The sequence below is a fragment of the Pseudomonas sp. AC252 genome, from assembly GCF_979258105.1.
This window is the reverse complement of the sequence record NZ_OZ409837.1, coordinates 3,365,601-3,391,606: the sequence shown is the minus strand read 5'-3', so window position 1 is coordinate 3,391,606 and position 26,006 is coordinate 3,365,601. Positions and strand designations below refer to the sequence as shown.

The window sequence follows — 26,006 nt, the reverse complement described above, 5'->3', positions numbered from 1 at the left end:
ATGCGCGGCCCTTTGTCCGTTGAATTCTGACCATGCGCGTCGACCGTTTCCTCAGCAATCTGCCCCGCTACAACCGTCAGCAGGTTCGCCTGTTGCTGGTAGAAAAGCGCGTGCGGATTGACGGGAAAGTCGTCAGCGACCCGCACAGTGACGTGCTGGAATTCAGTCGGGTCGAAGTCGACGATGAGGTGCTGCAAAGTGGCAAACCGACGCGCTATTTCATGCTGCACAAACCGCCGGGCTGCGTCAGCGCCACCCGTGATCCGCAGCATGCGACCGTGCTCGACCTGCTCGATGAACCGCACAAGGACGATCTGCACATCGCCGGACGTCTGGATTTCAACACCACCGGGCTGATGCTGATCACCAACGATGGCGCCTGGTCGCGGCGCCTGACGCAGCCGCAAACCAAACTGCCGAAGGTCTATTACGTCGAAACCGAACAGGATATCGACGCGAGCTACGCGTTGAAATTTGCCGAGGGCATTTACTTCGCTTTCGAAGATCTGACCACGCTACCGGCGCAGCTTGAGCTGCTTGGTCCACGCTCGGCACGGCTGAGCATCGTTGAAGGCCGCTACCATCAGGTCAAGCGGATGTTTGGGTTTTTCAACAACAAAGTCTTGCGCCTGCACCGCGAATCCGTGGGTGAACTGGCGCTCGATCACGCGCTAAAACCGGGCGAGTACCGCGCTTTGCGCACCGAAGAGATTCATTTGTTCTAAGCCGCCGACCGCTCAGCCGAAGTTGTCGAACAATTCGCCGACGGCACTTGCGTGATCCTGTGTCCCCTGCTTGAATCAGGACGTCGGCCGAAATGTGACCGATGAGTCACCACATACTTCCAAGAAACTTTTTGTCGGTCGTCTGCCCTCAAGGGCTGCGCCTCAGCCGGCAATCTGCCCGCCAATAACAACACCCGTCGACCTGCCGTAACGGATCGACATGGGCCAGCAAATTCCAGGCGTATGCCTACCTGTCACAAAGCTCGTGCAATCTCGATTGCGCGCATACCCGCTTGCTTGCCAGGAGTCTTATGACATGAGGCCAGAAATCGCTGTGCTGGATATACAGGGTCAGTATCGGGTTTACACGGAGTTCTATCGCGCAGACGCCGCAGAAAAGACCATCATTCTGGTCAACGGCTCGATGGCCACGACTGCGTCGTTTGCACAGACCGTGAAAAACCTGCACCCGCAATTCAACGTGGTCTGCTATGACCAGCCCTACGCGGGCCGCTCAAAAGCCCACAACCGGCATGAGAAACATCTGACGAAGGAAGTCGAAGGGCAGATTCTGCTGGAGCTGATCGACCACTTCGCTGCCGAGCACGTGCTGTCGTTCTCCTGGGGCGGTGCGGCAACATTGGTCGCCCTCGCCCAGCAGCCCCGGCGCATCGAAAAAGCCGTGATCAGCTCGTTCTCGCCGGTGATCAATGCGCACATGCTCGATTACCTTGAGCGCGGCGTCGATTACCTCGGCAGCCGCGACGGCGACAGGGTCGGCCATCTGGTCAACAACACGATTGGCAAACACCTGCCGTCGCTGTTCAAGCGCTTCAACTATCGCCACGTCAGCAGCCTCGCCGAGCATGAATACGGGCAGATGCACTTTCACATCAACGACGTGCTGCACAGCGATCGCCAGTGCTATCTGAATGCGGCGAAGAAGATCAACGTGCCGGTGCTGTTCCTGAACGGTGAATGGGACGAATACACCGCCGCCGAAGATGCGCGCCTGTTTGGCAATCACGTCGCCCACAGCAGCTTCACCACCCTGCAAGCCACCGGGCACTTCCTCGACATGGAGCACAAAGCCGCCTGCCGCGACAGCCAGAACGCTCTGCTCGGCTTCCTGAAACCTGCGCCGCAAGCCAGCCGAACGCGCTACTCGTTTGTGCAGGATCACCATGCCCTGGCCATTTGAAACAGCGTCATCGCGGGCAAGGCTGCAAGCTTGAAGTGCCTGTTGCACCGGCGCAGCCCTTGCTCGCGATCGACCGATTTCTGCGCGGCAAAGCCCTCGCAGAGAAAAGAAAACTTCAAATCCGTGGCCGAGTCTGGTACAAAGTCAGCCGCTCTGAGCGGGTATAGTTTAGTGGTAGAACGAAAGCTTCCCAAGCTTTAGATGAGGGTTCGATTCCCTCTACCCGCTCCACCGAATATTGATCTCGCGTTGTGTCGTCTGACGCGGGATGCAGGAATGGAAAAAACCGGTCTTGATGGCCGGTTTTTTTGTGCGTGGGATTTGAGATCTGGTTACCAGCGCAGACCAATTCAGAGGATCACAGACGGAGCAATCACATGAAATTCGGATCCGAAAAGGAATCCACCAGTCCGTTCGCAGACTTCATCCGAAATGCTAAATCGGAGGAGAAAAAGCGTGTTTACAGCGAAGTGCTGACCGAAGCTACCAAAAAGCAGATTGAAGTGATGCTGGCGGCACGTGAGAAGCAAGCGTGACGGTGCTGAGAGAGTAAAGTAGAGCCTGGCACGCGCCGGGCTTTTTATTGGGCAGTTGTCACGGCGTGTTGGAATTGCCTTGCTGGTCGCTTTTTAGCGGCTGGGATTTGAAATGTCAGCGTCAACATCTATCAGAACGAACAATGCTGCCCACCCGTCTGCAGCTTGCTTCCTCGAAATCCAGATGCAGCCTCGCCAGTACATTGAAGATCGGCTCCCCGGCTTTGTGCGGGACATTCAATCGAGTTAATACTTTCTTCCAGTTGGCGAGCGCAGCGAGAGTCTGCTCGATATATTCCTCGGCCTTGAGGAACTGACCGGGTTGTGTTCAAGAGATGCGCCGACCTGAGATAACGTGGCGAACTCAAGAAAGTTAGAGGCGTGATTCAGCGAGTCGCAACAATAAACAGCCGTGGAAACGGCAGCAGCACCGAGCCGTCAGCCAAGGCCGGATAAGCCTTGGCAACTTCCGCCAGATACCGCTGCAGATACTGCGCCCGTTCCTCCTCGGTCAACGGGCTCAGGAATGGAATCAACCCGCTGCCCTTGAACCACTCCACCACCCCCGCCGCACCATCGCGAAGTTGGTGGTGATAGGTGGTCCGCCACACATCGACCCGCGCGCAGTGCGGCCGCAGCATCGAAAAATACTCACTGGCACTGGCCATGTCGGTACGCTGCCCGGCAGCGTCTGCGAGCTTGCTCGCCCACGGCCCATTGGCGGCGACTTCACGCATCAAACGGTGGGACGGTTCGTTGAGGTTGTCCGGCATCTGAATCGCCAGGCTGCCACCATCTGAAAGCTTGCTCGCCAAGGCTGGCAGCAACGAAGCGTGATCAGGCACCCATTGCAAAACCGCGTTGGCGAAAATCACATCGAACGGGCCTTGATCAGTCCACTTGTCGATCTCGGCCACCTCGAACAGCACATCAGGCAAGCGCTTGCGCGCGGCGGCGATCATGTCCGCCGAACTGTCCAGGCCACTGACCTTGGCCTCGGGAAAACGCTGCACCAGCAACTCGGTGGAATTGCCCGGCCCGCAACCAATATCCACCACCGCCCGCGCGTGCTCCGTGGGTATTGCCGCCAGCAGATCACGGGCCGGGCGGGTGCGTTCATCTTCGAAAGCGACGTATTGCTTGGCAGACCAGCTCATTGCGTTCTCCTGTCGAGGGTGTTCTGGCAACTGCCGACACAATACAGCGATCCGAGCGGCACGCCTTCCCTACCAAAGTCCTGCACCGAAACTTGTAAACAGAATTTTCAGCGCAACGCTGATGTCTGAATTTCAAGCTCCCAAAACAAGGACTCCCATCATGAAATTCGCAAAAATTGCCCAAAAACTTGCCCTGTGGGCCGGTAGCCCGAAGACGTTCATGGGGGCGTTGATCCTGATCGGGTTGTGGGGTTTGAGCGGGCCGATTTTTGGTTACAACGACACTTGGCAGCTGATCATCAATACATCGACGACGATCATCACGTTCCTGATGGTGTTCCTGATTCAGAACACGCAGAACCGCGATACCGACATTCTGCATTTGAAGCTCGATGAGCTGTTGCGGGTGAACAAGGAGGCGCAGAACGCAATGCTCGGGCTGGAGGCGCTGGATTTGCAGCAATTGGAGGCGCTGCGCCAGCACTACCGAGCATTGGGTGAAAATCAGGTGTTCGATCTTGAAGGGCTTGGCGACAAGAGCAAGCCTAAGCAGGATTTGAATGAGTGCTGAGCAAATCCAGTGCGTAACCACAACTGTGGGAGCGAGCCTGCTCGCGAAAACGGAGGGTCAGTCAACACATCATTGACTGAGACACCGCTTTCGCGAGCAGGCTCGCTCCCACAGGGCAAGCACCGCATTTCAACTGAAGGTCTCGCTCGCACTACAACAATAAGGCGAAGTTAACGACTGGCCTGCAACGCTCGAGCTTTCTCCAGATGGCTTTGCAGTTTCGGCAAGGTCTCATCGGCAAACGCTTTGATTTCCGGCACGTCGGTGGTTTGCGCCTGCTGCTCGATCTGGGTGATGGCCTCTTCAGTCGCTTTGACCTGGCTCGCGGCGTAGGCCTGATCAAACGTCGCGCCGTCCTTCACTTCCGGCATCAGCTCTTTGGCCTTGTCGGCGAGCTCTTCGCGGGGGGCCACCGGCAGGTCGAGTTTCTTGGCGATTTTCGCCAGATGCTGGTTGGCCGTGGTGCGGTCGTTGATGACAACGATAGTGTAATCCTTGACCTCTTTCGATTCGGTCTTTCCATGGGCCTGACGGCTGGCTTCGATGTCGGCCATGCCTTTGGCGGAGGCATCGTTGATGAATTCGGCAGGCGACTGGGCAAACGCCGTGCTGGCGCACAGGCCCAGCAGAGTCGCAAAACTGGCATTACGTAAACGGGTGGCCATCCGGCTCATGGTCGCGCCCTCCTTCGTGAAAAATTCAAGCGGGCCGTGATTCGCCCGCTGCTCAAATAGTCGCGGCGGACAATTGTCCGCCTCAGTTAGGAAGGCTTTTACGGTCAAAGGTTTAGAAAAACTGCCGCAGGCGCGACGAACGGTTCAGTCACTATTTGCTCAGCATCAGCCCTTGTCGGGCATCAAACCCGGCAGCGCGTGCACCAGTGCGTTAATGGCAAAACCGATAAACATCACGCCGCACAAACGGGTGATCAGCAATTCGTGACGTTGATACACCGTGCGCACTCGCTGCGCGCCAACCACGCCGATGAGGATTGCGTAAGCCAGCGCGCCGCCGATAAAACTCAGGGCGATCAGCGCCGGCAGCATCGACCAGTTGAGCAGTTCAGCGCGGCTCGACAGCAGCGCCGTGAAGGTCGCCACCGCCACCGGGTAGGCCTTGGGATTGGTCAGGCCGAAGACAATGCCGTGCCAGAACGGCTGCCGCGCCGCCCCTTGCGCCTCGTCGCCGCTACGGCGCCGGGCACGCACTGCACGCCAGCCGAGCCAGAACAGATACACCGCGCTGAGCACGCCGAGCACATCGAAGGCGGTGCTGCCGATCTCCCGCGCACCGACAATCGCCACCAGCGCCGTGCTGCACCAGACCACATCGCCGAGTAGATGCCCACACAGAAACCCCGCCCCGGCCCGCCGCCCATGCGCCGCGCCAATGCCGAACACCGCCAGCACACCCGGACCCGGCGTGATCCCGTAGATGAAACCCGAAGCCAGAACGGCCAACAGCAATGATGGAGTCATGGAAAACCTGCAAGCGCCAGAACACGTGGCGCAGAGTCTATCTCAGCCGAACACGTCCGATCACTGCGCGTCGTGAAACGCATGCCCGGAGACGTTTTTCGATTCAATAACCTCTGAGGTTTTCAGGGACGACATATTGCTGGCCGTCGTAGATCAAGCTGACTTGGGTTGTCTTCAGGTGGGTGGTTTTCGACAGGCACTCTTTACCCGACTGAGTGTTTTTCATCTTGCTGCCACGGCTGGTAACGATCAGATCGGCGAGACCATGATGACTGGACTCAGCGATCTCAACGGTGCGGCGTACCTGTTTGAGGTAGCCCTCGCAGTCGCCGCTGAACTCCCCGTTGTTCTTGTAGACCACCAAGCCTTCCAGCACCGGGCGCAACTGATTGCCTTCGCGGACATACAAGGCCAGATCGGTTTTCTCGTAAGGAATTGCGTGGGAACTGTGGACGAACTTCGAACGCAAGCCAAATGCGCGAACATCCTCTGCCAGGCGATAGCGCGCGGTGTCGATGCGCAGATCGTCGAAACGCACGGCATCGGAGTTGTAAGCGCCGGGTTTGCGGTAAGTGGCAATCGGTTTGGCGTTGCTGGCATTGACGATTGCCAGATCGAGATCGAATACCCCGACGTCTTCGTCATCCGCATCCGCCAGATACGTGGATTTGACGGCAATCGCCTGATTCTGCACAGCGGGCCAGACCTTGCAACGCGACAGGTATTCGCCATTGAAGGCTTTGGTTTCGCAAGCGGCGTGGACTTGAGCCGTAAGCGCGAACAAGCCGAGTGCGATAAAAATTCGGAGAGGCACAATCATGATTCTTCCTTGAAATATTCGTCTCAGTAACGCCGGTCACACGCCTTTGAAACCTTGCGGCAAAACGTAGGTTTTCCCGTCGTAACGCAACGTGGTCAGCACTGGTTTTTCGTGGGTGGTCTTCGATTCGCAGGTGTCGCGTGGCCCCTCACCCACCAGCCCAGTGGTGACTGAGCGGACAATGATATCGGCATAACCATGGGAACCGGTTTTGCCCATCTCAAGTGTGCGCACCGTCTCCGAGCGCTCGCCCGCGCAGTTGCCATCCCATTCACCGCTGAAGCTGTAGACGAGCAAGCGATCCAGCACCGGGCGCAGTTTGTCGCCCTCTTTCACGTAGAGCGACAGCAGCGTTTCATCCAGCGGATTGACGCGTGACGAGCCTTTGAAATGGGCGCGTACGCCGAAAGCACGGAGGTCGGGCGTGAGTTTATAGCGCGCGGTATCCAGTTCCAGATTGTCGAGCGCGATGGCATCGGAGAGAAATGCCGACGGCTGATGATAGGTCGCCAGCGGCTTGGGGCCGCCAGCTGTGATGACGGCCAGACTCAGGTCATATGAGCCCACCCTGTCACCGTGGCCGTAGACCGGATCGGGCACAAACGTCGACAGCGCGGTGATCGTCAATTGCGGATAAGCCGGCCAGTCCTTGCACAGGGAAAAATCCACTTCTGTGCTGACCGCAGGCGGCGTGCAACCCGCCCACGCCTGCCCCGCCATCAACCACCCGCAAAGCGCCGCTGCGCTGATCCACATGGTCCTCATTGTCACTTCCCTGATGAAATTTCCAGCCGCGCACTATCCCCCTCTGAAGCGGAGGATTCAACCGGATCAGGCCAGATTGCCAGCATGTCGGCAGACCGAAGGGACTAGTGTCTCGACGTATGACACTGTAGTGTCACGTATTACATTTCACCACATCGAGATTGTCATGTCCGTCATGTCTCTGCGCATCCCCGATGAAATTGCCGATACCCTCGCCAACCTCGCCAAAGCAACGGGGCGGAGTAAGTCCTACCTGGCTGTGGATGCGTTACGTGAGTATCTTGCGCGCGAAGCGTGGCAAATCGAGGAAATCCAGAAAGCATTGAAAGAAGCTGACGCGGGTGATTTCGCCTCTGCTGAAGAAGTCAGCGCCATAGCGGAAAAATGGAATGCCAATGCGCGTTGAGTGGCTGAAAACAGCGTTAAAAAATCTCGATGATGAAGCCGCTTACATTGCTCTCGATAATCCCGGGGCTGCGTCAGAATTCGTTCAGGCGATGTTCGCTAACGTTGATCATCTCACTCGATTCCCCTCAGCAGGTCGCGAAGGTCGCCTTCCTGGAACTCGCGAGTGGATTGTTCCTGATCGACCATACTTGATCCCCTACCGCGTTCGGCAGAGTCGGTTGCAGGTTTTGCGTATTTTCCATACTCGACGCCTCCCACCCAAGACGTGGTGAGTGAGACATCCATCCGGTCACAACCTGTTTACGCCTCCTCGCTAAAAAATCAAAAGATCGCAGCCTGCGGCAGCTCAGAATCGGGTTAGCACTCGATCAGCATAGGAGCTGCCGCAGGCTGCGATCTTTTCAGCGGCTCAATACTTGTCCAGCGTACGCAACTTCTGCGGCAGGCCCCACAGCAGCAACGCTGCCGCGATCAGCGCGGCGACGCCGATGACGTACAGCGCCGGGGTGGTGCTGCCGGTGAGGTCCTTGATGCGCCCGACCATGACCGGGCTGACGATCCCGCCGAACTGACCCAAGGTATTGATCACCGCGATCCCGCCTGCCGCGCCGGCACCGGCGCCCGCCAGCAGCTTCGGTGGCAGTGTCCAGAAGCTCGGAATCGAAGCGATGATGCCCGCACCGAGCAGGCCGAGCGCGACGATCAGGAAGGTCGTGTGGCTGGCGAAGATCCCTGCGCTGAAAAAGCCGATCGCACCGACGATCACCAGCCCGGCGACGAACTTGCGCCGTTCACCGGTGGCGTCTGACAAGCGCCCGATCACCACCATGCTGATCGCCCCGCAGATGTACGGAATGGCGGTCAGCAGGCCGATCATCACCGGGCTTTCGGTGCCGGCGCTGCGGATCAATTGCGGTGCCCAGAAATTCAGGCCGTAGGACGCGACCTGAATCAGGAAGTAGATCAAACCCAACGTCAGGAAACCGGGAATTTTCAGCGCCGCGAGCAATGAGCCGCCGCTCTTGTGTGGCTCGTGATGGGCGATGCGGCTGGAGAGCAATTTCTTCTCGTCAGCCGTCAGCCAGTGCGCATCCTCGATGCGGTCCTTGAGTTGGGTCAGCACGAGAAAACCGAGGGCGATACACGGCACACCACCGAGCAGGAACAACCAGTGCCAGCCGCGCATCTGCAACACGCCGTCGAGGTGTTGCAGCACCAGCCCCGAGAACGGCGCGCCGACCAGTCCGGCAAACGCCGAGGCGAGAAACAGCATCGACGTGATCCGGCCACGGAAGTGCTGAGGAAACCACAGGGTCAGGTAATACAGCACGCCCGGCGCAAACCCGGCTTCCATCGCGCCGATCACGAAGCGCAGCGCATAGAATTGCCACTCACTGTTGACGAAGACCATCGCCGCCGTCGCCACGCCCCACGACATCATGATCCGCGCGATCCAGCGCCGCGCGCCGACCTTGTACAGCATCATGTTGCTCGGCACTTCGAACAGCACGTAACCGACCACGAACAGCCCGGCGCCCAAGCCATACGCGGTATCGCTCAGGCTCAGGTCGGTCTGCAGCTGGAATTTGGCGAAGCTGATGTTGATGCGATCGAAAAAGGCGAACAGGTAGCAGACCATGATCAGCGGCATCAGGCGCCAGGCGACTTTGCTGATCAGGGCTTTTTCGGCGTCGTGATCGACGGACGGATTCACGCCCGCCTCCATTACATTGAGGCTCATAGGTTTTTCTCCAGGCGGACTGCTTAAGGCGTCCGATTGTTTTTGTTGTCTGGTGATGACGCTCACTGTGGAGCGCTTTTGTGTGCGAGCTGGCTTGCCAGCGATGGCGTCAGTTCAGCTAACGCTTTCGTTGAATTTGCTGCCGTCATCGCGGGCAAGCCCGCTCCCACAGGGGTACTGGTGTGTCTCAGGTGGGCATCGGATGCAGATCGCAGTTGCGCCCGGCCTTGGCCAGTTGGCCGGGGACATCGTGGCCCAGCAGCGCCGGCAAGCCGCGCGAGAGTTTCAACAACAGCGGCAAATCGATCCCGGTGGGAATGCCGACTTCTTCGCACAAATTAACCAAATCTTCAGTGCAGATATTGCCCGACGCACCCGGCGCAAACGGACAGCCACCGAGGCCACCCAACGCCGCATCGAAACGCCGCGCACCGGCCTCGTAAGCGGCCAGCACATTGCACAGCCCAAGACCGCGAGTGTTGTGGAAATGCAGGGTCAGATCGGCCGGCGAAACCCGCTGCAAAACGCGCCGCACCAGACGATCGACCTGACGCGGATTGGCCATGCCGGTAGTGTCGGCGAGGCTGATGCCCTGAATGCCGAGTTCCTGATAGGCGTCGACGATGTGCAGCACGCGGTCCTCGTCAATCTTGCCTTCGAACGGGCAACCGAACGTGGTGGCGATGCTGCCGTTGAGGCGCACACCCGAGCCGCTGACAAACGCAACGATGTCAGCGAACGCGGCCAGCGACTCCTCGCAACGCATGCGCATATTGGCCAGGTTGTGCGTCTGGCTGGCGGACATCACCAGATTCAACTCATCGGCATTCGCCGCCAGTGCCCGTTGCGCGCCTTTGAGGTTGGGGATCAACGCCACGTAAATCACCCCTGGCTGACGCTGAATGCCGTTGAACACTTGCTCGCCGTCACGCAGGGCCGGAATGGCTTTGGGCGAGACGAACGAGCCGGCTTCGATGCGGCTGAATCCGGCCTGCGACAGTTGGTTGATCAGGGCGATCTTGTCAGCGGTTTCCACCCATGTCGGCTCGATCTGTAAACCATCGCGCGGCGAGACTTCCTGGACGATCAGGGTTTGCGAATAGTCAGTGATCATTGCACCACGCCTTGGCCTTTCAGGCGTTCGATGTCGAGTTCAGTCAGGCCCAGCCCGGCCAGAATAGCGTCGGTGTGCTGGCCCAGTTTTGGCCCTGACCAGTTCACCCCGCCGGGGGTCTCCGAGAGTTTGGGCACGATGCCGGGCATCTTCACCGTTGCGCCACCGGGCAACTCGGCATTGAGCAACATGTCCCGCGCCTGATAGTGCGGATCCGCGACGATGTCAGCCACCGAGTAGATGCGCCCGGCCGGCACTTCGGCAGCTTCGAGAGCAGCCAGGACTTCGTTGATCGGCAGGCTGCTGGTCCAGTGCGTAATGGCTGCATCGAGCAATCCGCTCCTGGCCGCGCGGCCGTCGTTGTGGGCGAATTCTTCTGCGTCGGCCAAATCAGCGCGGCCAATGGTGTGCATCAGGCGCTTGTAGATCGGGTCGCTGTTGCCGGCAATCACCACGTAGGCGCCGTCCGCCGTGAGATACGTGTTGGAAGGCGCGATGCCCGGCAGCGCACCGCCGCTGCGTTCACGCACATGGCCAAGCATGTCGTATTCCGGCACCAGGCTTTCCATGACGTTGAACACGCTCTCGGCCAGCGAAACATCGACGATCTGTCCACCGCCCTGCCCGGTCTTGACCCGCAGCAGCGACATCAATGCGCCGATCACCGCGTGCAGCGAGGCCAGCGAATCGCCGAGGCTGACGCCGACCCGAGCCGGTGGCGAATCGGGATTGCCGGTGGTGTAGCGAATGCCGCCCATGGCCTCGCCAATCGCACCGAAACCGGGACGGTCGCGGTACGGGCCGGTCTGGCCGTAGCCGGAGATACGCACCAGGGTCAGGTTCGGATTCAGCGCATACAGCACGTCCCAGCCCAGACCGAGTTTTTCCAGCGCACCGGGGCGCAGGTTTTCGATGATCACGTCGGCGTCACCGGCCAGTTGCTTGACCAGTTCGATGCCTTCAGCGGATTTGAGATTGAGTGCCAGGGATTTCTTGTTGCGCGATTGCAGGTACCACCACAGCGACGTGCCCTCGTGCAGCTTGCGCCATTTGCGCAGCGGGTCGCCTTGGCCCATGGCTTCGATCTTGATCACCTCGGCGCCGAACTCGGCAAGCATGCGCGCGGCAAACGGCGCGGCGATCAGGGTGCCGATCTCGATCACTTTGATCGCACTCAAAGGGGCAGTCATCGCGGGGTACCTCTTGTTCTTGGAATATGTCGCCAAGGCTAGAGGAACGATCGTCAGCGAATCCAGCCGTCACTCGGCAATGGGCGTTCGCGAAATGCGAATGCTTGAGCGATGTGGTGAATTCGAAGCCGCCTTCGCGGGCAAGCCCGCTCCCACAGGGTTCAAAGTCAGCCGCACAATTTGCATACACGCTGGAAACTGTGGGAGCGGGCTTGCCCGCGAAGAGGCCGGCCCATTCAATAGAGATTCAGGCGCCCTGCTCACGCAAATGCTCAAACAACATCCGGCTCACCGGCGACAACCCCGCCTCATCGCGCACCACCACAATCAGCGCGCGATCCGCCCACGCATCGGTCAGCGGCACCGCGCGCAAGCCCAGTGCCTGCCCAAACAACTCATAGGCTCGCTGCGGCAGAATGCCGATGCCCATGTTCGCCTGGACCATCCGGCAGACCGCATCGAATCCCGGAACATGAATGCGGATGCGCAAGACTTTACCGGCCTGCCGCGCCGCTGCATGGGTACGCATGTTGATCGAACTGGCCGCGTGCAAACCGACGTAGTCGCTGTCGAGGGTTTCATCGAAGGCCACCGATTCACGCGCAGCCAACGGATGCTCCGGCAGCATCACCACCACCAGTTTGTCCTGGCGATACAGCGCGCTGTGCAGACCTTTGGTGTCGCTGTCGTCGGAGCAGATGCCGAGGTCCGCAACGCCGTCGAGAACGCCCTGAATCACCCCGGCGCTGGGCCGTTCTTCAAGGTCGGTCTTGACCTGCGGATGCTGCGCGGAAAAGTCGCGCAAGTCTTCGGGCAGGAATTGAATGATCGCCGAAAGATTGGCCAGCATGCGCACGTAACCACGCACACCGTGGCTGTGCTCGCCTAGCTCCAGGCCCATCTTCTCGACATTGAAGAGCATCTGCCGCGCATGGTGCAGCAGGGTTTCACCGGCCGGGGTGAGGACCATGCCTTTGGCCTGGCGCACGAACAAAGCGATGCCCAACGCCTCCTCTAACTCCATCAGCCGCTTGCTCGCCGCCGACACCGCAATGGCTTCGCGCGCAGCCGCACGGGTCAGGGTGCCCTCTTCGTGGACGGCGACGAACAGTTGCAGAGTGATCAGGTCGAGACGGCGGATCAGGCTTTTTGCAGCATGCTGGGCTCGAAGGCAGAGGTTCATCCGAGCCGGCAGGATAGCCCGGTTTTACCTCTGCCTGCTCGATGTCCGATGGTCTTGCGCCGTTATGCGACAGCCGCGGTCAACAAGCGGACCAATTGTGCGCTGTCGTCCCTGCGCCCCAATACCAGGACTGAAGAGCCTTGCAGGCAAGCGTCGATGGCTGACCACGAAACGTCTCTCGAACCCTCGACATCAAACGAATCATCCACTGCACCATCGACCAGAAAGCCTCCCGTCAACAAGCCCCGTGCGCTGCCCGAGGTCTGGCCGACTGCAACGATCCGTTTGCCGGCGATGTCGTCCAGCGCAAACCCTGCCGTCCATTGCCTGAGATCCAGTAGCTGTGTCGCTGGGGTGATCACAGGATTTTTTCCGTTGAAGGTTTCATCCACCTGACCGGCGTAGTCGATACCGCTGATGAACGCATGTTGCAGTTTCGTGCCTTCCGTTGACTCGACCGCCGAACCGAGCAGCAGCAAGCGCTCTGCCGTTTGCTCAATGATCTGCTCCACGCGGCTTTCGAGCGGGTGGCCATCGCGCTGAAGGTTCAATAGCAGTACGCCCTTGTCGCCGAACGCTTCTGCAACTTTCCCGTTGTGGTCGAATGCCATGACCAACCCCTGATTGGTTATTTCTGTTTTGCCGTGCAGCAGAGTCAGCCCATCGTCGAGCTGGATAATCCCGGACAGCGAAATGGCCACGCCTGGCAGCGACAGGGGCAGCCAACCGTTGCTGGCGAACGATAAATCGTCCGAGCCATCGAGATGGAATCGCGTCAACAGGCCACTGCCCTTTTGCGCGGTCACAAACAGCAGCCTGTCCGGCTGCGCAAGCTGCGGATCGGATTTCGCCAGCAGCAGTCGCCCATGCGTGGCACCGAACAGGGAAGGAATACGCATGGGCACAATCCGGTAGCCATTCCTGTCGCCGCCGAACTCGATGTCCGGCGAGCCATCGGACAGAAACCGGGCGATGACTTGCTGGTATTCAAGCGTCTTGTCTTTGACCATGCCAATCACACCGCACATCCAGAACCGTCCGAGCGCATCAACAATCAACGGCCCGCCTTGCGTGAGCGAGCCTGTGCCGAACTGGCCGCTGAGATATCCGCCTTCGCCGAAAGCCGGATCCGGATTTCCATCGGCATCCAGCCGCGCAAGGCCGTAGTACGAATGGCCCGATTGCTCGACGGTAGCGCTGACCATGATCTGCCCCGACGGAGTGATCGCCACGCCTTTGGCAATGGTCTTGCTCGCTCCGGGAAACTTCAGCGCTCGCAGACCAAAGAGCGCATCCAGCTCTCCGGCTGACTGCGCGTTTGGGGGCAATGGCGCGGTGGATTCCGACATGTTCGCATTCTCCTCAAGAGATCGACGTCGATCCCCTCGTTGCGAGCATTCGACCCGAAGCCGCCACGCCGGACAACTGACATAAATGACAGTTTTTTAGAAGAAAACGAAATTACGCTATGTGCAAAAAAGACTGAATGACTGGTAGTTCTTACAGGTTCGAATTCAGGCACGTCATGCCAGTCTCAGCATTCAAATCAGCCATGGACGAGAAGCATGATGAGCACTCGCGACGAGCAAATGCCACAACCTGCCCCGGCCCCGACCATCACCTGTCCCGAGGAGGCCAGCACGACGGGACCTGCGACTTTGTTGCTCGGTAGCGGCATACCCCACGCTCTTGTGCAGGTCTGGAACCTTGAAAACACTCATTCACTCGGCGAGGGGCTGGTCAGCGAAAACGGACGATGGGCGTTCAGCATCAACGGCGTCCAGGCCCAGGGCCAGCAGAAGATTCGCGCACACCAGACCTATGCAGGCATCACGTCTGCATGGAGTGAAGTGCGCGAATACGAGGTGCGACTGCGGCCCGAGATCGACGTCCCGGGCGTTGTCGAACCGATTGAGGGCGCGCAGGTCGATACGCCGCTGATGTTTTCAGGAGATGTCACGCGAGCCGAGGGTTTCGTCAGTATTTTCGATCTGGACACTGGCCTGGAGATTGCCAGAGCAGCGGTCGAAAGCGACCGGAAATGGCAAACCCCGGCTGCACCCTCCCCGGCGGTCGGGCAGTACCGGATATCCGCTGTCCACAACATCGCCGGCCAGGTTTCAGATTGGGGCCGTGTGCGGACATTTGCCGTGGTCGCAGAAGCAAGCGAGGGACTGTTCGACTTCGCTCGCCTGCGCGCTTTCATTCAAAACGCATTGCGAAAAATCTCTTCGATCTGGCGCTGATCCGCCGCCCGCGGATTGGTCAGTCCGCAGGCGTCCTTCAAGGCGTTGGCGGCGAGCACCGGGATGTCGCTGAGCTTGGCGCCCAACTCGCGCAGTCCGCCGGGAATCTCGACATCTTTGGCCAGACTGCGAATGGCATTGATCGCCGCTTGGGCGCCCTCTTCCGCGCTGAAACCGCGAATGTCCGCGCCCATGGCGTGGGCGACGTCCCGCAGGCGATCAGCACAGACCTGCGCATTGAAACTCTGCACATGCGGCAACAGCACGGCGTTACAGACGCCGTGAGGCAAGTCGTAGTAACCGCCGAGTTGATGCGCCATGGCGTGGACAAATCCAAGCGAGGCGTTGTTGAACGCCATGCCGGCGAGGAACTGCGCGTAAGCCATGTTCTCCCGCGCCGCCAGGTCGCTGCCGTCGCGCACGGCCAGGCGCAGGTTGCTGCTGATCAGACTCATGGCCTTCAAAGCGCAGGCGTCGGTGATCGGGTTGGCAGCGGTCGAGACATAGGCTTCGATGGCGTGGGTCAGCGCGTCCATGCCGGTGGCGGCGGTCAGGCCTTTGGGCATCGCGACCATCAATTCAGGGTCGTTGACCGACAGCAGCGGCGTGACGTTGCGGTCGACGATGGCCATTTTCACGTGGCGCGATTCGTCGGTGATGATGCAGAAGCGCGTCATCTCGCTGGCAGTACCGGCGGTGGTATTGATCGCAACCAGCGGCAGTTGCGGCTTGCTCGAACGGTCGACACCTTCGTAATCGCCGATCCGCCCGCCATTGGTCGCGCACAGGGCAATGCCCTTGGCGCAATCGTGCGGCGAGCCGCCGCCCAGCGACACAATGAAATCGCAACGGCTTTCCTTCAACAGCCCCAGACCTGATTCGACATTGGCTGTGCTCGGGTTGGGTTTGGCACCGTCGAAGATCACCGAATCGATGTCCTGCATCGCCAGTTTCTCGGCGATCATCGCGGCGACGCCAGCCTTGGCCAGCCCGCTGTCGGTGACGATCAATGCCTTGTGAAAACCGTAATTGCGGATGGCAAGCATGGCTTCGTCGAGGCAGCCGCTGCCCATGATATTGACCGCCGGAATGAAGAAGGTGCTGCTCATCGTGTGTCTCCTGACTGGAGCCGGATCGACTGCCTCGATTCGGCGGATTCACACAGGATCGACCGATCGGTCACAAGCAATGTTGATCTGGCTCAATGTCCGCTCGTGATAAAGTCGCCGTCCATCTGCCCTTTGTTTTGAGATCGCCCACGCAATGACCGATTTTCTCAATGTCGATGCCACCCTCGAAGACTGGAGTGCCCTGCGCGCCACGACCGCTTTCAGCGGTTTGCTGGTGGGCAATGGCGCCAGTCGCGCGGTATGGGATGACTTCGGCTACGACTCGCTGTTCGAAAACGCCCGTACGGTCGAAGAGAAACCGCTGAGCCCATCGGAACTGGCGGTGTTCGATGCGCTGCAAACCCGCAGCTTCGAGCAATCGCTGGGCGCCTTGAAAACCACCAGCCGGGTCAACAAGGCGCTGGCGGTGAGCTCGGCGGCGCCGCGCAATCGCTATTACGCGATCAAGGAAGCACTGATCAACACCGTGCACGCGGTGCACATCCCGTGGCGGCTGGTCCAGCCTTCGACTCTGGCGGTGCTCAATGCTGAACTGGCACGCTACCGCACGGTGTTCACCACCAACTACGACTTGCTCAACCATTGGGCGCTGCAACACCCGGGCGAAGCCATCGACGACCTGTTCAATGGCGCGGACGCGAGTTTCGATCTGAGCCAGAGCGCCACCGACAAACCGCGTCTGCTGTACCTGCACGGTGGTCTGCATCTGGTGCGCAATCAGGACGGCACCGCACGCAAACTGACCTCGACTGAGGGCACCTTGCTTGGCAGTTTCGCAATCAATAACACGATCAAGACGCTGGATGACGTGCCACTGTTCGTCACCGAAGGGCCAAGTGCGGACAAGCTGAAGACCATCCGCAGTTCGGATTATCTGTCGTTCTGCTACGAGCAGTTATTGGCGCATGGCGACAGCCTGTGCATCTTCGGCCATGCTCTGGGCGAACAGGATGCGCACCTGGTGCGGGCGTTGCGCCTCGCCAGACCGAAGTGCGTGGCGATCTCGATCTACCCGCGCAGTGCCGCGTTCATCCAGCATCAGAAGCGTCACTACGCCAAGGTGTTTGAGGGCACCGGGGTTGAGTTGCGGTTCTTTGATGCCAAGAGTCATGCCCTGGGCGATCCGCAGTTGTCGGTACCGGTTGAGGTTTGATATTGGCCGGGCTGGCGCCTTCGCGAGCAGGCTCGCTCCCACAGGTTGATGTCGGATTTCAGAGGACAGGCAGGGTCTTGTCCTTGATGGTTTTCGTCGGGCCGTTGGCCTTCACGCTGGCGATGCCCTTGTCACACGCGCCATCCGATGAATACGACTCGCTGCTGCCGATGATCTGGTGATTGGCCGCCTTGAGGTTGAAGTACGGGTGGCCGTCCTTGGTCGATTTTTTCTCGTAACGTTCGTCCAGCGGGCTGTTGGCCTGCACCGAGGCGATACCACCGTCGGCACCGGCGCGGGTGCTATACAGCTCACTGGTCAGAATCGTTTCGGCGTTCGCCGCTTTCAACACGAACCTGAACTGGCCGTTGCTGCTTTTGCTCACTTCGTACCATCCGGACATGCCTGTTTCTCCTGGGCGATTGAGAGATCTCGCGCTTCAGAGTAAAGACCAGCCCCCGCGGTCTGTCGCCTGCGACTACAGGGTGATTTTGGTGCCGAGCAGGCCGAGGAAGCCGGCCAACCAGTTTGGATGCGCGGGCCATGCCGGAGCGGTGGCGAAATTTCCCTGAACGTGACCCTCGGTCACCGGAATGTCGATGAACGTGCCGCCGGCCAAGCGCACTTCCGGGGCGCAGGCCGGATACGCGCTGCACTCACGCCCCTCGAGCACACCCGCCGCCGCGAGCAGTTGCGCGCCATGGCAGACCGCTGCGATGGGCTTGCCGGCGTTGTCGAACGCGCGCACCAGTTCGAGGACTTTGTCGTTCAGCCGCAGATATTCCGGCGCACGACCGCCGGGAATCAGCAGCGCGTCGTAATCGGCTTCGCTGGCCTTGGCGAAATCGAAATTGAGCGCGAACAGGTGACCGGGTTTTTCGCTGTAAGTCTGATCGCCTTCGAAATCATGAATCGCCGTGCGTACAGTGCTGCCGGCAGACTTGTCCGGACACACGGCATGGACCGTGTGGCCGACCATCTGCATGGCCTGGAACGGCACCATCACTTCGTAGTCTTCGACGTAATCGCCGACCAGCATCAGGATCTTTTTCGCGGCCATGGGAAAACTCCTCGGGGAAAGGTCTGGGAGTATTCAAGGTAGACCCAAATTGAGCTGCAAGCTGCAAGCTGCAAGCTTCAAGCTTCAAGAAAAAGCAGGGTCACCCAGATCAGGCACACCAGCGTCATCATTCAACTTGCAGCTTGCCGCTTGAAGCTTGCAGCTGCCTGTTAAGGCATATAACCGTCAGCGCGCAGCAGGCTTTCCAGGCAGTGTTCGCTGATGTGGTAGAAGGCCTTGAGCTCTGCGATCTTCGCCAACAACTGCGCTGGATTAACGGGCTCGGCGCGTTTCACCGCCAGAATCATCTTGTTCTTGTTGGTGTGTTCCAGCGAGATGAATTCAAACACCTTGGTCTCGTAACCACAGGCTTCGAGGAACAACGCGCGCAAGCTGTCGGTGACCATTTCCGCCTGTTGGCCAAGGTGCAAGCCGTATTGCAGCATCGGCTTGAGCAGCGCCGGGCTCTGGATCTGCAGGCGGATCTGTTTGTGGCAGCACGGCGAGCACATGATGATCGACGCTCCCGAGCGGATGCCGGTGTGGATCGCGTAATCGGTGGCGATGTCGCAGGCATGCAAGGCGATCATTACGTCCAGTTCGCTTGGCGCCACGGTGCGCACGTCACCGCACTTGAACACCAGCCCCGGATGCTCGAGCTTGGCCGCTGCGGTGTTGCACAGGTTGACCATTTCTTCGCGCAGCTCGACGCCGGTGACTTCGCCCTCGGCCTTCAGCGTGTTGCGCAGGTAGTCGTGAATGGCGAACGTCAGGTAGCCCTTGCCCGAACCGAAATCGGCGACCCGCACCGGTTTGTCCAGCGCCAGCGGCGACGAGGTCAGGGCATGGCTGAACACTTCGATGAACTTGTTGATCTGCTTCCACTTGCGCGACATCGCCGGGATCAGCTCGTGTTGCGCATTGGTCACGCCCAAGTCCTTGAGGAACGGGCGGCTCAGTTCGAGAAAGCGGTTTTTCTCGCGGTTGTGCTCGGCGGACGGCGCTTCGCGCAATTGCTGAGGTTTGCTCTTGAACAGCGAACTCTTGCCCTTTTTGCTGTATTCCAGCTGTGCTTCGTCGGTCAGCGCCAGTAAATGCGCATTTTTGAACGAGGTCGGTAGCAGAGCGGCAATCAGCGCCACGCCCTCGTCAAGCGGCAGGTTCTTGGTGATGTCGCGGGTCTTGTAGCGATAAACGAAGGACAGACACGGCTGCGCCTTGACCGTTACCGGTTTGATGATGACCCGCTGCAGATCTGCCTCTTCACCGACGTACTTGGCGAGCACCAGTTTGATGAAACCGTTGTCGCCGAGGCTGGTTTGCAGCAGCTCGATGAACTGGGCGTGGTGATCGGCGGCCGGTTTGGCGGACGGCGCGGAAGAAGCGGAAACGGACATGGACAAGCGGCCTCGGACGGGCGGAATCGGGAATGGCGGGTATTTTAGGGGGGATGGGGGTTGGGGACATCCTCTTATTTACCCAACGGCAAAATCCATGACACCGACCTTTGTGGCGAGGGGATTTATCCCCGATGGGGCGCGAAGCGGCCCGCTGTGTTCGGCCCGTCAAACCACGCGCGCAGGTGTTGCGACTGCTACGCAGCCGATCGGGGATAAATCCCCTCGCCACACAGGCCAAATATGCGCGACTGCTTCAGCCTAACACCACCAACCGATTCGGCAACTCGTTCCTCACCTGCGTCACCGGCACGTGCACCTTCAACAACTCGCCACACGCCTCCACACACGTGACAAACCCTTCAAGCGTGCGCCCCTTCCTGACCTGTTCGGTAAACGCCGCGACAATCGCGTCCCAATTGCTGTTGTCCAGCCGTTTGGAAATTCCCTCGTCCACCAGAATCTCCACATAGCGCTCAGCCTCGCAGACAAAAATCAGCACGCCGGTGCTGCCCACGGTGTGGTGCAGGTTCTGTTCGAGAAACTGCCGCCGCGCCAGGTTGGAGGCGCGCCAGTGGCGTACGCGGCGCGGGACCAGATGGGTGGTGATCTTCGGCAGGCGGAACAACAGGCACAGGACGATGAACATGCCCCATTGCACCAGCAGCAGGCTGCGCAGGGTCAGCCAGCCCGTGAGGTAGTGGACGATGCCCGGCAACACCAGCGCCAGCAGGCTGGCCCAGAGCAGCGGGATGTACGCGTAATCGTCGGCGCGGGCAGCGAGCACCGTGACCAGTTCGGCGTCGGTGTCGCGTTCGACCCGGGCGATGGCCTCGGCGACTTTGCGTTGTTCGTGTTCAGTCAGTAATGCCATGTCGAAAAGTGCCTGCTCATTATTCTTTTGATCTCACCAGCCGCCGGACGAACCGCCGCCGCCGAAACTGCCCCCGCCACCGCTGAAGCCGCCACCGCCACCGCCGCCGAATCCGCCGCCACCGCCGAAACCGCCCCCTCCTCCGGAGCCGCCCCGGCCGGCAGGCAGGATACCGAGCATCTGGCAGACAAACACCGTCAGGATGAACAACATCACCAGAAACATGAACAGCGCCGGATGCCGCGAGATGAAATCATCCGCCGGGTCGCCGCTGGATTCGTACGCGGTCGACGGCTCATCGAGCGGATTGCCACCAAGCACCACCAGCATCGCCGCAACGCCATCGCTGATGCCTTTGCTGAAGTTGCCGGCCTTGAACGCCGGGGTGATGACCTGATGAATGATCACCGACGACTGCGCATCGGTCAGGCGATCTTCCAGGCCATAGCCGACTTCGATGCGCAGTTTGCGCTCGTCACGGGCGACGATCAGCAAGGCGCCGTTGTTCTTGTCCTTCTGGCCGATGCCCCAGTGCCGACCGAGCTGAACGCCGAAATCCTCAATGGTGGTGCCCTGCAGATCCGGCAGCGTGACCACCACCAACTGCTCACCAGTGGCCTGCTCGTGCGCCTGCAATTGCTGGCTCAGTTGCGCGCGAATCGATGGCTCGAGCATCTGCGCCTGATCGACCACGCGCCCGCTCAGCGGCGGAAACGTCAGTTCGGCCCGGGCGCTGACGGCGAACAGCCACAGCATCAGCACCAGGCCCAGTTTCAACACACGCATGGGCGACCTCGAGTCAGAATTTCACTTGCGGGGCTTTTTCCGCGCCGGGCGTGGTGGCTTCGAAGGTCTCGCGCACCGGCAGATCGCTGTACATCACGCTGTGCCACAGGCGACCGGGGAAGGTGCGGATCTCGGTGTTGTACTTCTGCACCGCCAGAATGAAATCACGACGCGCCACGGCAATGCGGTTTTCCGTGCCTTCGAGTTGCGATTGCAGGGCGAGGAAGTTCTGATTGGCCTTCAGATCCGGATAGCGCTCGGAGACCACCATCAAACGGCTCAATGCGCCGGTCAGTTGATCCTGCGCCTGCTGGAACTGCTTGAGCTTCTCGGGGTTGTCGAGGGTGCTGGCATCGACCTGAATCGAGGTGGCCTTGGCTCGCGCCTCAATCACAGCAGTCAGGGTTTCCTGTTCGTGGGCCGCGTAGCCCTTCACCGTTTCCACCAGATTGGGAATCAGGTCGGCGCGGCGCTGGTACTGGTTCTGCACCTGGCCCCAGGCGGCTTTCGCCTGTTCATCAAGGGTCGGGATATTGTTGATACCGCACGCGGTCAACAGCGTGGCGCACACCAGCAACGTGGCGACTTGTAGCCGTGAACGGTAGGTTGGGCTGATATTCATTGCAGTGATGCTCCATGACACATTGGATTTAAAAACCGAGCGCTGGGCATTCCCGGCCAGCGGTTGGGGCATAATCGGCGCCGCCACTGGCATGCGACGGGTTAATCGGCTAAAAAGTGCCCTTCGCGTTCACGTTGCCGCTGTCGGCTGCGGTTTTCCGGCTCAGAATTTTGCGCCGGCACCCGAACAACAATAGTCGCTCCCTATATTTTGGCTGGCCGGTGTTGCATCACCGTTTGGGCCCTTGAGAAAAAATTCATGAAGAAGCTGTGTTTGCTGGGTCTGTTCGTCAGCCTGGCCAGTCATCAGGTACTGGCCGCCACGACCCCGGTACCTTTGGAAAACAAGGACGCTTTCATCAGCAACCTGATGAAACAAATGACCCTCGACGAGAAGATCGGCCAGTTGCGCCTGATCAGCATCGGCCCGGAAATGCCCCGCGAGCTGATCCGCAAGGAAATCGCCGCCGGCAACATCGGCGGCACGTTCAACTCGATCACCCGCCCGGAAAACCGTCCGATGCAGGACGCGGCCATGCGCAGTCGCCTGAAGATTCCGATGTTTTTCGCGTACGACGTGATCCATGGTCACCGTACGATTTTCCCGATTCCACTGGCCCTCGCATCGAGCTGGGACATGGATGCCATCGGCCAGTCCGGTCGCGTTGCGGCTAAAGAGGCCGCCGCCGACAGCCTCGACATCACCTTCGCGCCGATGGTCGACATCTCCCGTGACCCGCGCTGGGGCCGCAGCTCCGAAGGTTTTGGCGAAGACACCTACCTGACCTCGCGCATCGCCAAAGTCATGGTCAAGGCCTATCAGGGCGAGACCCCGAGCGCTGCCGACAGCATCATGGCCAGCGTCAAGCACTTCGCCCTGTACGGCGCGGTCGAGGGCGGTCGCGACTACAACACCGTCGACATGAGCCCGGTGAAGATGTACCAGGATTACCTGCCGCCGTACCGCGCCGCGATTGATGCCGGAGCCGGTGGTGTGATGGTGGCGTTGAACTCGATCAACGGTATCCCGGCCACGGCCAACACCTGGTTGATGAACGACCTGCTGCGCAAGGACTGGGGCTTCAAAGGCCTGGCAGTCAGCGATCACGGCGCGATTTTCGAACTGATCAAGCACGGCGTCGCCCGCGACGGTCGCGAAGCGGCGAAGCTGGCGATCAAGGCCGGCATCGACATGAGCATGAACGACACCCTCTACGGCAAAGAACTGCCGGGGTTGCTCAAGTCCGGCGAGATCGAACAGAAAGACATCGATAACGCCGTGCGCGAAGTCCTCGCGGCCAAGTACGACATGGGCCTGTTCAAGGACCCGTACCTGCGCATCGGCAAGGCCGAGGATGACCCGGCCGATACCTACGCCGAGAGTCGCCTGCACCGCGCCGAGGCCCGCGAAGTGGCACGTCGCAGTCTGGTGCTGCTGAAGAACCAGAACGAAACCCTGCCGCTGAAGAAAGATGCGAAAATCGCGCTGGTCGGTCCATTGGCAAAAGCGCCGATCGACATGATGGGCAGTTGGGCCGCCGCCGGACGTCCGGCGCAATCGGTCACTTTGTTCGATGGCATGCGTTCGGTGATCGGCGACAAGGCCAACCTGATCTATGCCCGTGGCGCCAACATCACGGGCGACAAGAAGGTCCTCGACTACCTGAACTTCCTCAACTTCGATGCCCCGGAAGTGGTCGATGACCCGCGCCCGGCGAACGTGCTGATCGACGAAGCGGTGAAAGCGGCGAAGGATGCTGACGTGATCGTCGCGGCTGTCGGCGAGTCCCGTGGCATGTCCCACGAATCCTCTAGCCGCACTGACCTGAACATCCCGGAAACCCAGCGCGAGCTGATTCGCGCCCTGAAAGCCACCGGCAAACCTCTGGTGCTGGTGTTGATGAACGGCCGTCCGCTGACGATTCTCGAAGAGAACCAGTCCGCCGATGCGATTCTGGAAACCTGGTTCAGCGGCACCGAGGGTGGCAACGCCATCGCCGACGTGCTGTTCGGCGACTACAACCCGTCGGGCAAACTGCCGGTGACCTTCCCGCGTTCCGTGGGCCAGATCCCGACCTACTACAACCACCTGAGCATTGGCCGGCCGTTCACGCCGGGCAAACCGGGCAACTACACCTCGCAGTATTTTGATGACACCACCGGCCCGCTGTTTCCGTTCGGTTATGGTCTGAGCTACACCACTTTTGCCCTGAGCGATATGGCGCTGTCATCGACCACCCTCAACGCCAGCGGCAAGCTCGACGCCAGCGTCATGGTCAAGAACACCGGCAAGCGTGACGGCGAAACCGTGGTGCAGTTGTACATCCAGGACGTCACCGGTTCGATGATCCGCCCGGTGAAAGAACTGAAGAACTTCCAGAAGATCATGCTCAAGGCCGGCGAACAGAAAGTCGTGCACTTCACCATCACCGAGGAAGACCTGAAGTTCTACAACGCCCAGCTCAAATACGCCGCCGAGCCTGGCAAGTTCAACGTACAGATCGGCCTGGATTCGCAGGCGGTGACGCAGCAGAGCTTTGAACTGCTGTAATTTTTTCAGGTAACACATGAACCTGTGGGAGGGGCTTGCTCCCGAAAGCGGTGTGTCAGGCATTCATCTGCTCAATGACACTCCGCCTTGGAGAGCAAGCCCCCTCCCACATCGGACTTTCGGTGTCTTTGAATCAACGGCTACCCGCGACGGTCGAGAATATTCACCACCAACCGATCCACCCAGCCCCACACCCGCTGCTTGACCCGCCGCCACAACGGTCGGCGCTGCCATTCCTCCAGACTCACCAGCTGACTCAAGCCGAAATCCTTCACAAAGCTCGCCTCCACCGCCGCCGTCAGCGCCGGGTCCAGCGCTTCCAGATTCGCCTCCAGATTGAAACGCAGATTCCAGTGATCGAAGTTGCACGAACCGATGCTCACCCATTCGTCGACCAGAACCATTTTCAGGTGCAGGAAGCACGGCTGGTATTCAAAGATCTGCACGCCAGCCTTGAGCAGGCGCGGATAGTAGCGATGCCCGGCGTAGCGCACTGACGGGTGATCGGTGCGCGGCCCGGTCAGCAGCAGCCGTACATCGACACCGCGTGCGGCGGCTTTGCGCAGCGAGCGGCGGATTTGCCAGGTTGGCAGAAAGTACGGCGTGGCCATCCAGATGCGCTGCTGGCCGCTGTTCAAGGCGCGGAACAGTGACTGCAGAATGTCGCGGTGCTGTCGGGCGTCGGCGTAAGCCACGCGGCCCATGCCCTCGCCCTTGTCCGGCACACGCGGCAGGCGCGGCAGACCGAAATGCGCGGCCGGGCGCCAGGCGCGGCGGTAACGGTTGGCGATCCACTGCCGATCGAAGAGCAATTGCCAATCGATCACCAATGGGCCGCTGATCTCGACCATGACTTCGTGCCACTCGCTGACATCATGACCGGGCGTCCAGAATTCATCGGTCACACCCGTGCCGCCTACCACTGCCAGGCATTGATCGACCAGCAGCAACTTGCGGTGATCACGATAGAAATTGCCGACCCAGCGCCGCCAGCTCAGGCGATTGTAGAAACGCAGCTCGACCCCGGCCTGCGTCAGGCGCTGGCGCAGATGCAGCGTGAACGCGAGGCTGCCGTAATCATCGAACAGGCAACGCACGCGCACGCCGCGCTCGGCCGCCGCGACCAGTGCCTGGACGATGGCTTCGGCGCAGGCACCGGCCTCGACCAGATACAGCTCCAGTTCGATTTGCTCTTTTGCCCCGGCAATGTGCTCGAGCATGCGCGGAAAGAACTGCGGGCCGTCGATCAACAGTTCGAAACGGTTGCCGTCACGCCAGGGGAACACCGCACCGCGCATG

At 59.9% G+C, this 26,006-nt stretch carries 27 protein-coding genes and 1 tRNA gene; 10 read left to right on the top strand and 18 right to left on the bottom strand.

Features of this window, described 5'->3' with window-relative positions; translation table 11 throughout:
* Positions 1-32: 32 nt before the first annotated feature.
* From ACZZZ4_RS15440 to ACZZZ4_RS15425, 4 genes are all read left to right on the top strand, one after another.
* Positions 33-725, top strand: a complete 693-nt coding sequence (locus tag ACZZZ4_RS15440; protein WP_039760859.1) for a pseudouridine synthase — start codon at positions 33-35, stop codon at positions 723-725.
* A 316-nt stretch (positions 726-1,041) separates the two neighbouring features.
* Positions 1,042-1,926: an alpha/beta fold hydrolase gene (locus tag ACZZZ4_RS15435; protein WP_076566363.1), complete on the top strand. Its 885-nt coding sequence runs from the start codon at positions 1,042-1,044 to the stop codon at positions 1,924-1,926.
* A 157-nt stretch (positions 1,927-2,083) separates the two neighbouring features.
* A tRNA-Gly gene (locus tag ACZZZ4_RS15430) sits at positions 2,084-2,157 on the top strand.
* A gap of 146 nt (positions 2,158-2,303) precedes the next feature.
* Positions 2,304-2,462 (top strand): hypothetical protein, encoded by a 159-nt coding sequence (locus tag ACZZZ4_RS15425; RefSeq protein WP_164488340.1) that lies wholly within the window; start codon positions 2,304-2,306, stop codon positions 2,460-2,462.
* Positions 2,463-2,848: 386 nt separating this feature from the next.
* Here the strand turns inward: ACZZZ4_RS15425 and tam are convergent, their stop codons facing one another.
* Positions 2,849-3,619: a trans-aconitate 2-methyltransferase gene (gene tam / locus ACZZZ4_RS15420; RefSeq protein WP_463548162.1), complete on the bottom strand. Its 771-nt coding sequence runs from the start codon at positions 3,617-3,619 to the stop codon at positions 2,849-2,851.
* Between the two features lie 160 nt (positions 3,620-3,779).
* Between tam and ACZZZ4_RS15415 the strand changes: the two genes are divergently transcribed.
* Positions 3,780-4,190, top strand: coding sequence for a low affinity iron permease family protein (locus tag ACZZZ4_RS15415; protein WP_129999066.1), 411 nt, complete (start codon positions 3,780-3,782; stop codon positions 4,188-4,190).
* Between the two features lie 170 nt (positions 4,191-4,360).
* On the opposite strand, the gene ACZZZ4_RS15410 is transcribed toward ACZZZ4_RS15415, so the two are convergent.
* The 4 genes from ACZZZ4_RS15410 to ACZZZ4_RS15395 form a co-directional block, all read right to left on the bottom strand.
* Positions 4,361-4,864 (bottom strand): DUF4142 domain-containing protein, encoded by a 504-nt coding sequence (locus tag ACZZZ4_RS15410; protein ID WP_039760848.1) that lies wholly within the window; start codon positions 4,862-4,864, stop codon positions 4,361-4,363.
* A gap of 165 nt (positions 4,865-5,029) precedes the next feature.
* Positions 5,030-5,668 carry a LysE family translocator gene (locus ACZZZ4_RS15405; protein ID WP_463548161.1) on the bottom strand — a complete coding sequence of 213 codons (639 nt, stop codon included), beginning with the start codon at positions 5,666-5,668 and terminating at the stop codon, positions 5,030-5,032.
* A gap of 103 nt (positions 5,669-5,771) precedes the next feature.
* Positions 5,772-6,488: a PA3715 family protein gene (locus ACZZZ4_RS15400; protein ID WP_415763415.1), complete on the bottom strand. Its 717-nt coding sequence runs from the start codon at positions 6,486-6,488 to the stop codon at positions 5,772-5,774.
* Between the two features lie 36 nt (positions 6,489-6,524).
* Positions 6,525-7,253 carry a PA3715 family protein gene (locus ACZZZ4_RS15395; protein WP_463548160.1) on the bottom strand — a complete coding sequence of 243 codons (729 nt, stop codon included), beginning with the start codon at positions 7,251-7,253 and terminating at the stop codon, positions 6,525-6,527.
* Positions 7,254-7,419: 166 nt separating this feature from the next.
* Between ACZZZ4_RS15395 and ACZZZ4_RS15390 the strand changes: the two genes are divergently transcribed.
* Positions 7,420-7,659 carry a CopG family ribbon-helix-helix protein gene (locus ACZZZ4_RS15390; RefSeq protein ID WP_463548159.1) on the top strand — a complete coding sequence of 80 codons (240 nt, stop codon included), beginning with the start codon at positions 7,420-7,422 and terminating at the stop codon, positions 7,657-7,659.
* Positions 7,649-7,933 (top strand): type II toxin-antitoxin system RelE/ParE family toxin, encoded by a 285-nt coding sequence (locus ACZZZ4_RS15385; RefSeq protein WP_463548158.1) that lies wholly within the window; start codon positions 7,649-7,651, stop codon positions 7,931-7,933. Before ACZZZ4_RS15390 ends, ACZZZ4_RS15385 begins: the two co-directional genes overlap by 11 nt.
* A gap of 137 nt (positions 7,934-8,070) precedes the next feature.
* On the opposite strand, the gene ACZZZ4_RS15380 is transcribed toward ACZZZ4_RS15385, so the two are convergent.
* The 5 genes from ACZZZ4_RS15380 to ACZZZ4_RS15360 all read right to left on the bottom strand — a co-directional run bounded on the left by ACZZZ4_RS15380 (position 8,071) and on the right by ACZZZ4_RS15360 (position 14,238).
* The gene (locus ACZZZ4_RS15380) at positions 8,071-9,402 is read right to left on the bottom strand and encodes an MFS transporter (protein ID WP_039760841.1); all 1,332 of its coding nucleotides are present in this window, start codon (positions 9,400-9,402) and stop codon (positions 8,071-8,073) included.
* Between the two features lie 187 nt (positions 9,403-9,589).
* A complete protein-coding gene (locus ACZZZ4_RS15375; RefSeq protein ID WP_463548157.1) occupies positions 9,590-10,516 on the bottom strand; it encodes a hydroxymethylglutaryl-CoA lyase in 927 nt (308 codons plus the stop codon).
* On the bottom strand, positions 10,513-11,706 hold the full coding sequence (locus ACZZZ4_RS15370) for a CaiB/BaiF CoA transferase family protein (RefSeq protein ID WP_463548156.1): 1,194 nt from the start codon (positions 11,704-11,706) through the stop codon (positions 10,513-10,515). Before ACZZZ4_RS15370 ends, ACZZZ4_RS15375 begins: the two co-directional genes overlap by 4 nt.
* Before the next feature lie 247 nt (positions 11,707-11,953).
* A complete protein-coding gene (locus ACZZZ4_RS15365; RefSeq protein ID WP_463548155.1) occupies positions 11,954-12,889 on the bottom strand; it encodes a LysR family transcriptional regulator in 936 nt (311 codons plus the stop codon).
* 62 nt (positions 12,890-12,951) lie between these two features.
* Positions 12,952-14,238 carry an NHL repeat-containing protein gene (locus ACZZZ4_RS15360; protein WP_463548154.1) on the bottom strand — a complete coding sequence of 429 codons (1,287 nt, stop codon included), beginning with the start codon at positions 14,236-14,238 and terminating at the stop codon, positions 12,952-12,954.
* Between the two features lie 216 nt (positions 14,239-14,454).
* Between ACZZZ4_RS15360 and ACZZZ4_RS15355 the strand changes: the two genes are divergently transcribed.
* A complete protein-coding gene (locus tag ACZZZ4_RS15355) occupies positions 14,455-15,135 on the top strand; it encodes a hypothetical protein (protein WP_463548153.1) in 681 nt (226 codons plus the stop codon).
* On the opposite strand, the gene yiaY is transcribed toward ACZZZ4_RS15355, so the two are convergent.
* Positions 15,096-16,244: an L-threonine dehydrogenase gene (gene yiaY, locus ACZZZ4_RS15350; RefSeq protein WP_463548152.1), complete on the bottom strand. Its 1,149-nt coding sequence runs from the start codon at positions 16,242-16,244 to the stop codon at positions 15,096-15,098. The two genes, ACZZZ4_RS15355 and yiaY, sit on opposite strands and share 40 nt — an antisense overlap.
* Positions 16,245-16,398: 154 nt before the next feature.
* Between yiaY and ACZZZ4_RS15345 the strand changes: the two genes are divergently transcribed.
* Positions 16,399-17,418: a DUF4917 family protein gene (locus tag ACZZZ4_RS15345; RefSeq protein ID WP_463548151.1), complete on the top strand. Its 1,020-nt coding sequence runs from the start codon at positions 16,399-16,401 to the stop codon at positions 17,416-17,418.
* 58 nt (positions 17,419-17,476) lie between these two features.
* Here ACZZZ4_RS15345 and ACZZZ4_RS15340 read toward each other — a convergent pair whose 3' ends face one another.
* The 6 genes from ACZZZ4_RS15340 to ACZZZ4_RS15315 form a co-directional block, all read right to left on the bottom strand.
* Positions 17,477-17,821, bottom strand: a complete 345-nt coding sequence (locus tag ACZZZ4_RS15340) for a YegP family protein (RefSeq protein WP_076566339.1) — start codon at positions 17,819-17,821, stop codon at positions 17,477-17,479.
* A 75-nt stretch (positions 17,822-17,896) separates the two neighbouring features.
* Entirely contained in the window at positions 17,897-18,478 is a 582-nt protein-coding gene (locus ACZZZ4_RS15335; RefSeq protein WP_463548150.1) for a DJ-1/PfpI family protein, read from the bottom strand.
* Positions 18,479-18,648: 170 nt separating this feature from the next.
* Positions 18,649-19,875: a class I SAM-dependent methyltransferase gene (locus tag ACZZZ4_RS15330; protein ID WP_415763425.1), complete on the bottom strand. Its 1,227-nt coding sequence runs from the start codon at positions 19,873-19,875 to the stop codon at positions 18,649-18,651.
* Between the two features lie 256 nt (positions 19,876-20,131).
* Positions 20,132-20,749, bottom strand: a complete 618-nt coding sequence (locus ACZZZ4_RS15325) for a TPM domain-containing protein (protein WP_463548149.1) — start codon at positions 20,747-20,749, stop codon at positions 20,132-20,134.
* 33 nt (positions 20,750-20,782) lie between these two features.
* The gene (locus ACZZZ4_RS15320; RefSeq protein ID WP_463548148.1) at positions 20,783-21,535 is read right to left on the bottom strand and encodes a TPM domain-containing protein; all 753 of its coding nucleotides are present in this window, start codon (positions 21,533-21,535) and stop codon (positions 20,783-20,785) included.
* 13 nt (positions 21,536-21,548) lie between these two features.
* On the bottom strand, positions 21,549-22,157 hold the full coding sequence (locus ACZZZ4_RS15315; protein WP_463548147.1) for a LemA family protein: 609 nt from the start codon (positions 22,155-22,157) through the stop codon (positions 21,549-21,551).
* A 258-nt stretch (positions 22,158-22,415) separates the two neighbouring features.
* On the opposite strand from ACZZZ4_RS15315, the gene bglX reads away from it, so the two are divergent.
* Entirely contained in the window at positions 22,416-24,707 is a 2,292-nt protein-coding gene (bglX, locus tag ACZZZ4_RS15310) for a beta-glucosidase BglX (RefSeq protein WP_463548146.1), read from the top strand.
* Between the two features lie 140 nt (positions 24,708-24,847).
* On the opposite strand, the gene ACZZZ4_RS15305 is transcribed toward bglX, so the two are convergent.
* Positions 24,848-26,005, bottom strand: coding sequence for a phospholipase D-like domain-containing protein (locus ACZZZ4_RS15305; protein WP_039762686.1), 1,158 nt, complete (start codon positions 26,003-26,005; stop codon positions 24,848-24,850).
* Position 26,006 lies beyond the last annotated feature (1 nt).

Bases quoted from the DNA above. Each gene is read 5' to 3' on its own strand.
- ACZZZ4_RS15440 (WP_039760859.1), top strand. From the start codon at position 33: ATGCGCGTCGACCGTTTCCTCAGCAATCTGCCCCGCTACAACCGTCAG.
- ACZZZ4_RS15435 (WP_076566363.1), top strand. From the start codon at position 1,042: ATGAGGCCAGAAATCGCTGTGCTGGATATACAGGGTCAGTATCGGGTT.
- ACZZZ4_RS15425 (WP_164488340.1), top strand. From the start codon at position 2,304: ATGAAATTCGGATCCGAAAAGGAATCCACCAGTCCGTTCGCAGACTTC.
- tam (WP_463548162.1), bottom strand. From the start codon at position 3,619: ATGAGCTGGTCTGCCAAGCAATACGTCGCTTTCGAAGATGAACGCACC.
- ACZZZ4_RS15415 (WP_129999066.1), top strand. From the start codon at position 3,780: ATGAAATTCGCAAAAATTGCCCAAAAACTTGCCCTGTGGGCCGGTAGC.
- ACZZZ4_RS15410 (WP_039760848.1), bottom strand. From the start codon at position 4,864: ATGAGCCGGATGGCCACCCGTTTACGTAATGCCAGTTTTGCGACTCTG.
- ACZZZ4_RS15405 (WP_463548161.1), bottom strand. From the start codon at position 5,668: ATGACTCCATCATTGCTGTTGGCCGTTCTGGCTTCGGGTTTCATCTAC.
- ACZZZ4_RS15400 (WP_415763415.1), bottom strand. From the start codon at position 6,488: ATGATTGTGCCTCTCCGAATTTTTATCGCACTCGGCTTGTTCGCGCTT.
- ACZZZ4_RS15395 (WP_463548160.1), bottom strand. From the start codon at position 7,253: ATGAGGACCATGTGGATCAGCGCAGCGGCGCTTTGCGGGTGGTTGATG.
- ACZZZ4_RS15390 (WP_463548159.1), top strand. From the start codon at position 7,420: ATGTCCGTCATGTCTCTGCGCATCCCCGATGAAATTGCCGATACCCTC.
- ACZZZ4_RS15385 (WP_463548158.1), top strand. From the start codon at position 7,649: ATGCGCGTTGAGTGGCTGAAAACAGCGTTAAAAAATCTCGATGATGAA.
- ACZZZ4_RS15380 (WP_039760841.1), bottom strand. From the start codon at position 9,402: ATGAGCCTCAATGTAATGGAGGCGGGCGTGAATCCGTCCGTCGATCAC.
- ACZZZ4_RS15375 (WP_463548157.1), bottom strand. From the start codon at position 10,516: ATGATCACTGACTATTCGCAAACCCTGATCGTCCAGGAAGTCTCGCCG.
- ACZZZ4_RS15370 (WP_463548156.1), bottom strand. From the start codon at position 11,706: ATGACTGCCCCTTTGAGTGCGATCAAAGTGATCGAGATCGGCACCCTG.
- ACZZZ4_RS15365 (WP_463548155.1), bottom strand. From the start codon at position 12,889: ATGAACCTCTGCCTTCGAGCCCAGCATGCTGCAAAAAGCCTGATCCGC.
- ACZZZ4_RS15360 (WP_463548154.1), bottom strand. From the start codon at position 14,238: ATGTCGGAATCCACCGCGCCATTGCCCCCAAACGCGCAGTCAGCCGGA.
- ACZZZ4_RS15355 (WP_463548153.1), top strand. From the start codon at position 14,455: ATGATGAGCACTCGCGACGAGCAAATGCCACAACCTGCCCCGGCCCCG.
- yiaY (WP_463548152.1), bottom strand. From the start codon at position 16,244: ATGAGCAGCACCTTCTTCATTCCGGCGGTCAATATCATGGGCAGCGGC.
- ACZZZ4_RS15345 (WP_463548151.1), top strand. From the start codon at position 16,399: ATGACCGATTTTCTCAATGTCGATGCCACCCTCGAAGACTGGAGTGCC.
- ACZZZ4_RS15340 (WP_076566339.1), bottom strand. From the start codon at position 17,821: ATGTCCGGATGGTACGAAGTGAGCAAAAGCAGCAACGGCCAGTTCAGG.
- ACZZZ4_RS15335 (WP_463548150.1), bottom strand. From the start codon at position 18,478: ATGGCCGCGAAAAAGATCCTGATGCTGGTCGGCGATTACGTCGAAGAC.
- ACZZZ4_RS15330 (WP_415763425.1), bottom strand. From the start codon at position 19,875: ATGTCCGTTTCCGCTTCTTCCGCGCCGTCCGCCAAACCGGCCGCCGAT.
- ACZZZ4_RS15325 (WP_463548149.1), bottom strand. From the start codon at position 20,749: ATGGCATTACTGACTGAACACGAACAACGCAAAGTCGCCGAGGCCATC.
- ACZZZ4_RS15320 (WP_463548148.1), bottom strand. From the start codon at position 21,535: ATGCGTGTGTTGAAACTGGGCCTGGTGCTGATGCTGTGGCTGTTCGCC.
- ACZZZ4_RS15315 (WP_463548147.1), bottom strand. From the start codon at position 22,157: ATGAATATCAGCCCAACCTACCGTTCACGGCTACAAGTCGCCACGTTG.
- bglX (WP_463548146.1), top strand. From the start codon at position 22,416: ATGAAGAAGCTGTGTTTGCTGGGTCTGTTCGTCAGCCTGGCCAGTCAT.
- ACZZZ4_RS15305 (WP_039762686.1), bottom strand. From the start codon at position 26,005: ATGCGCGGTGCGGTGTTCCCCTGGCGTGACGGCAACCGTTTCGAACTG.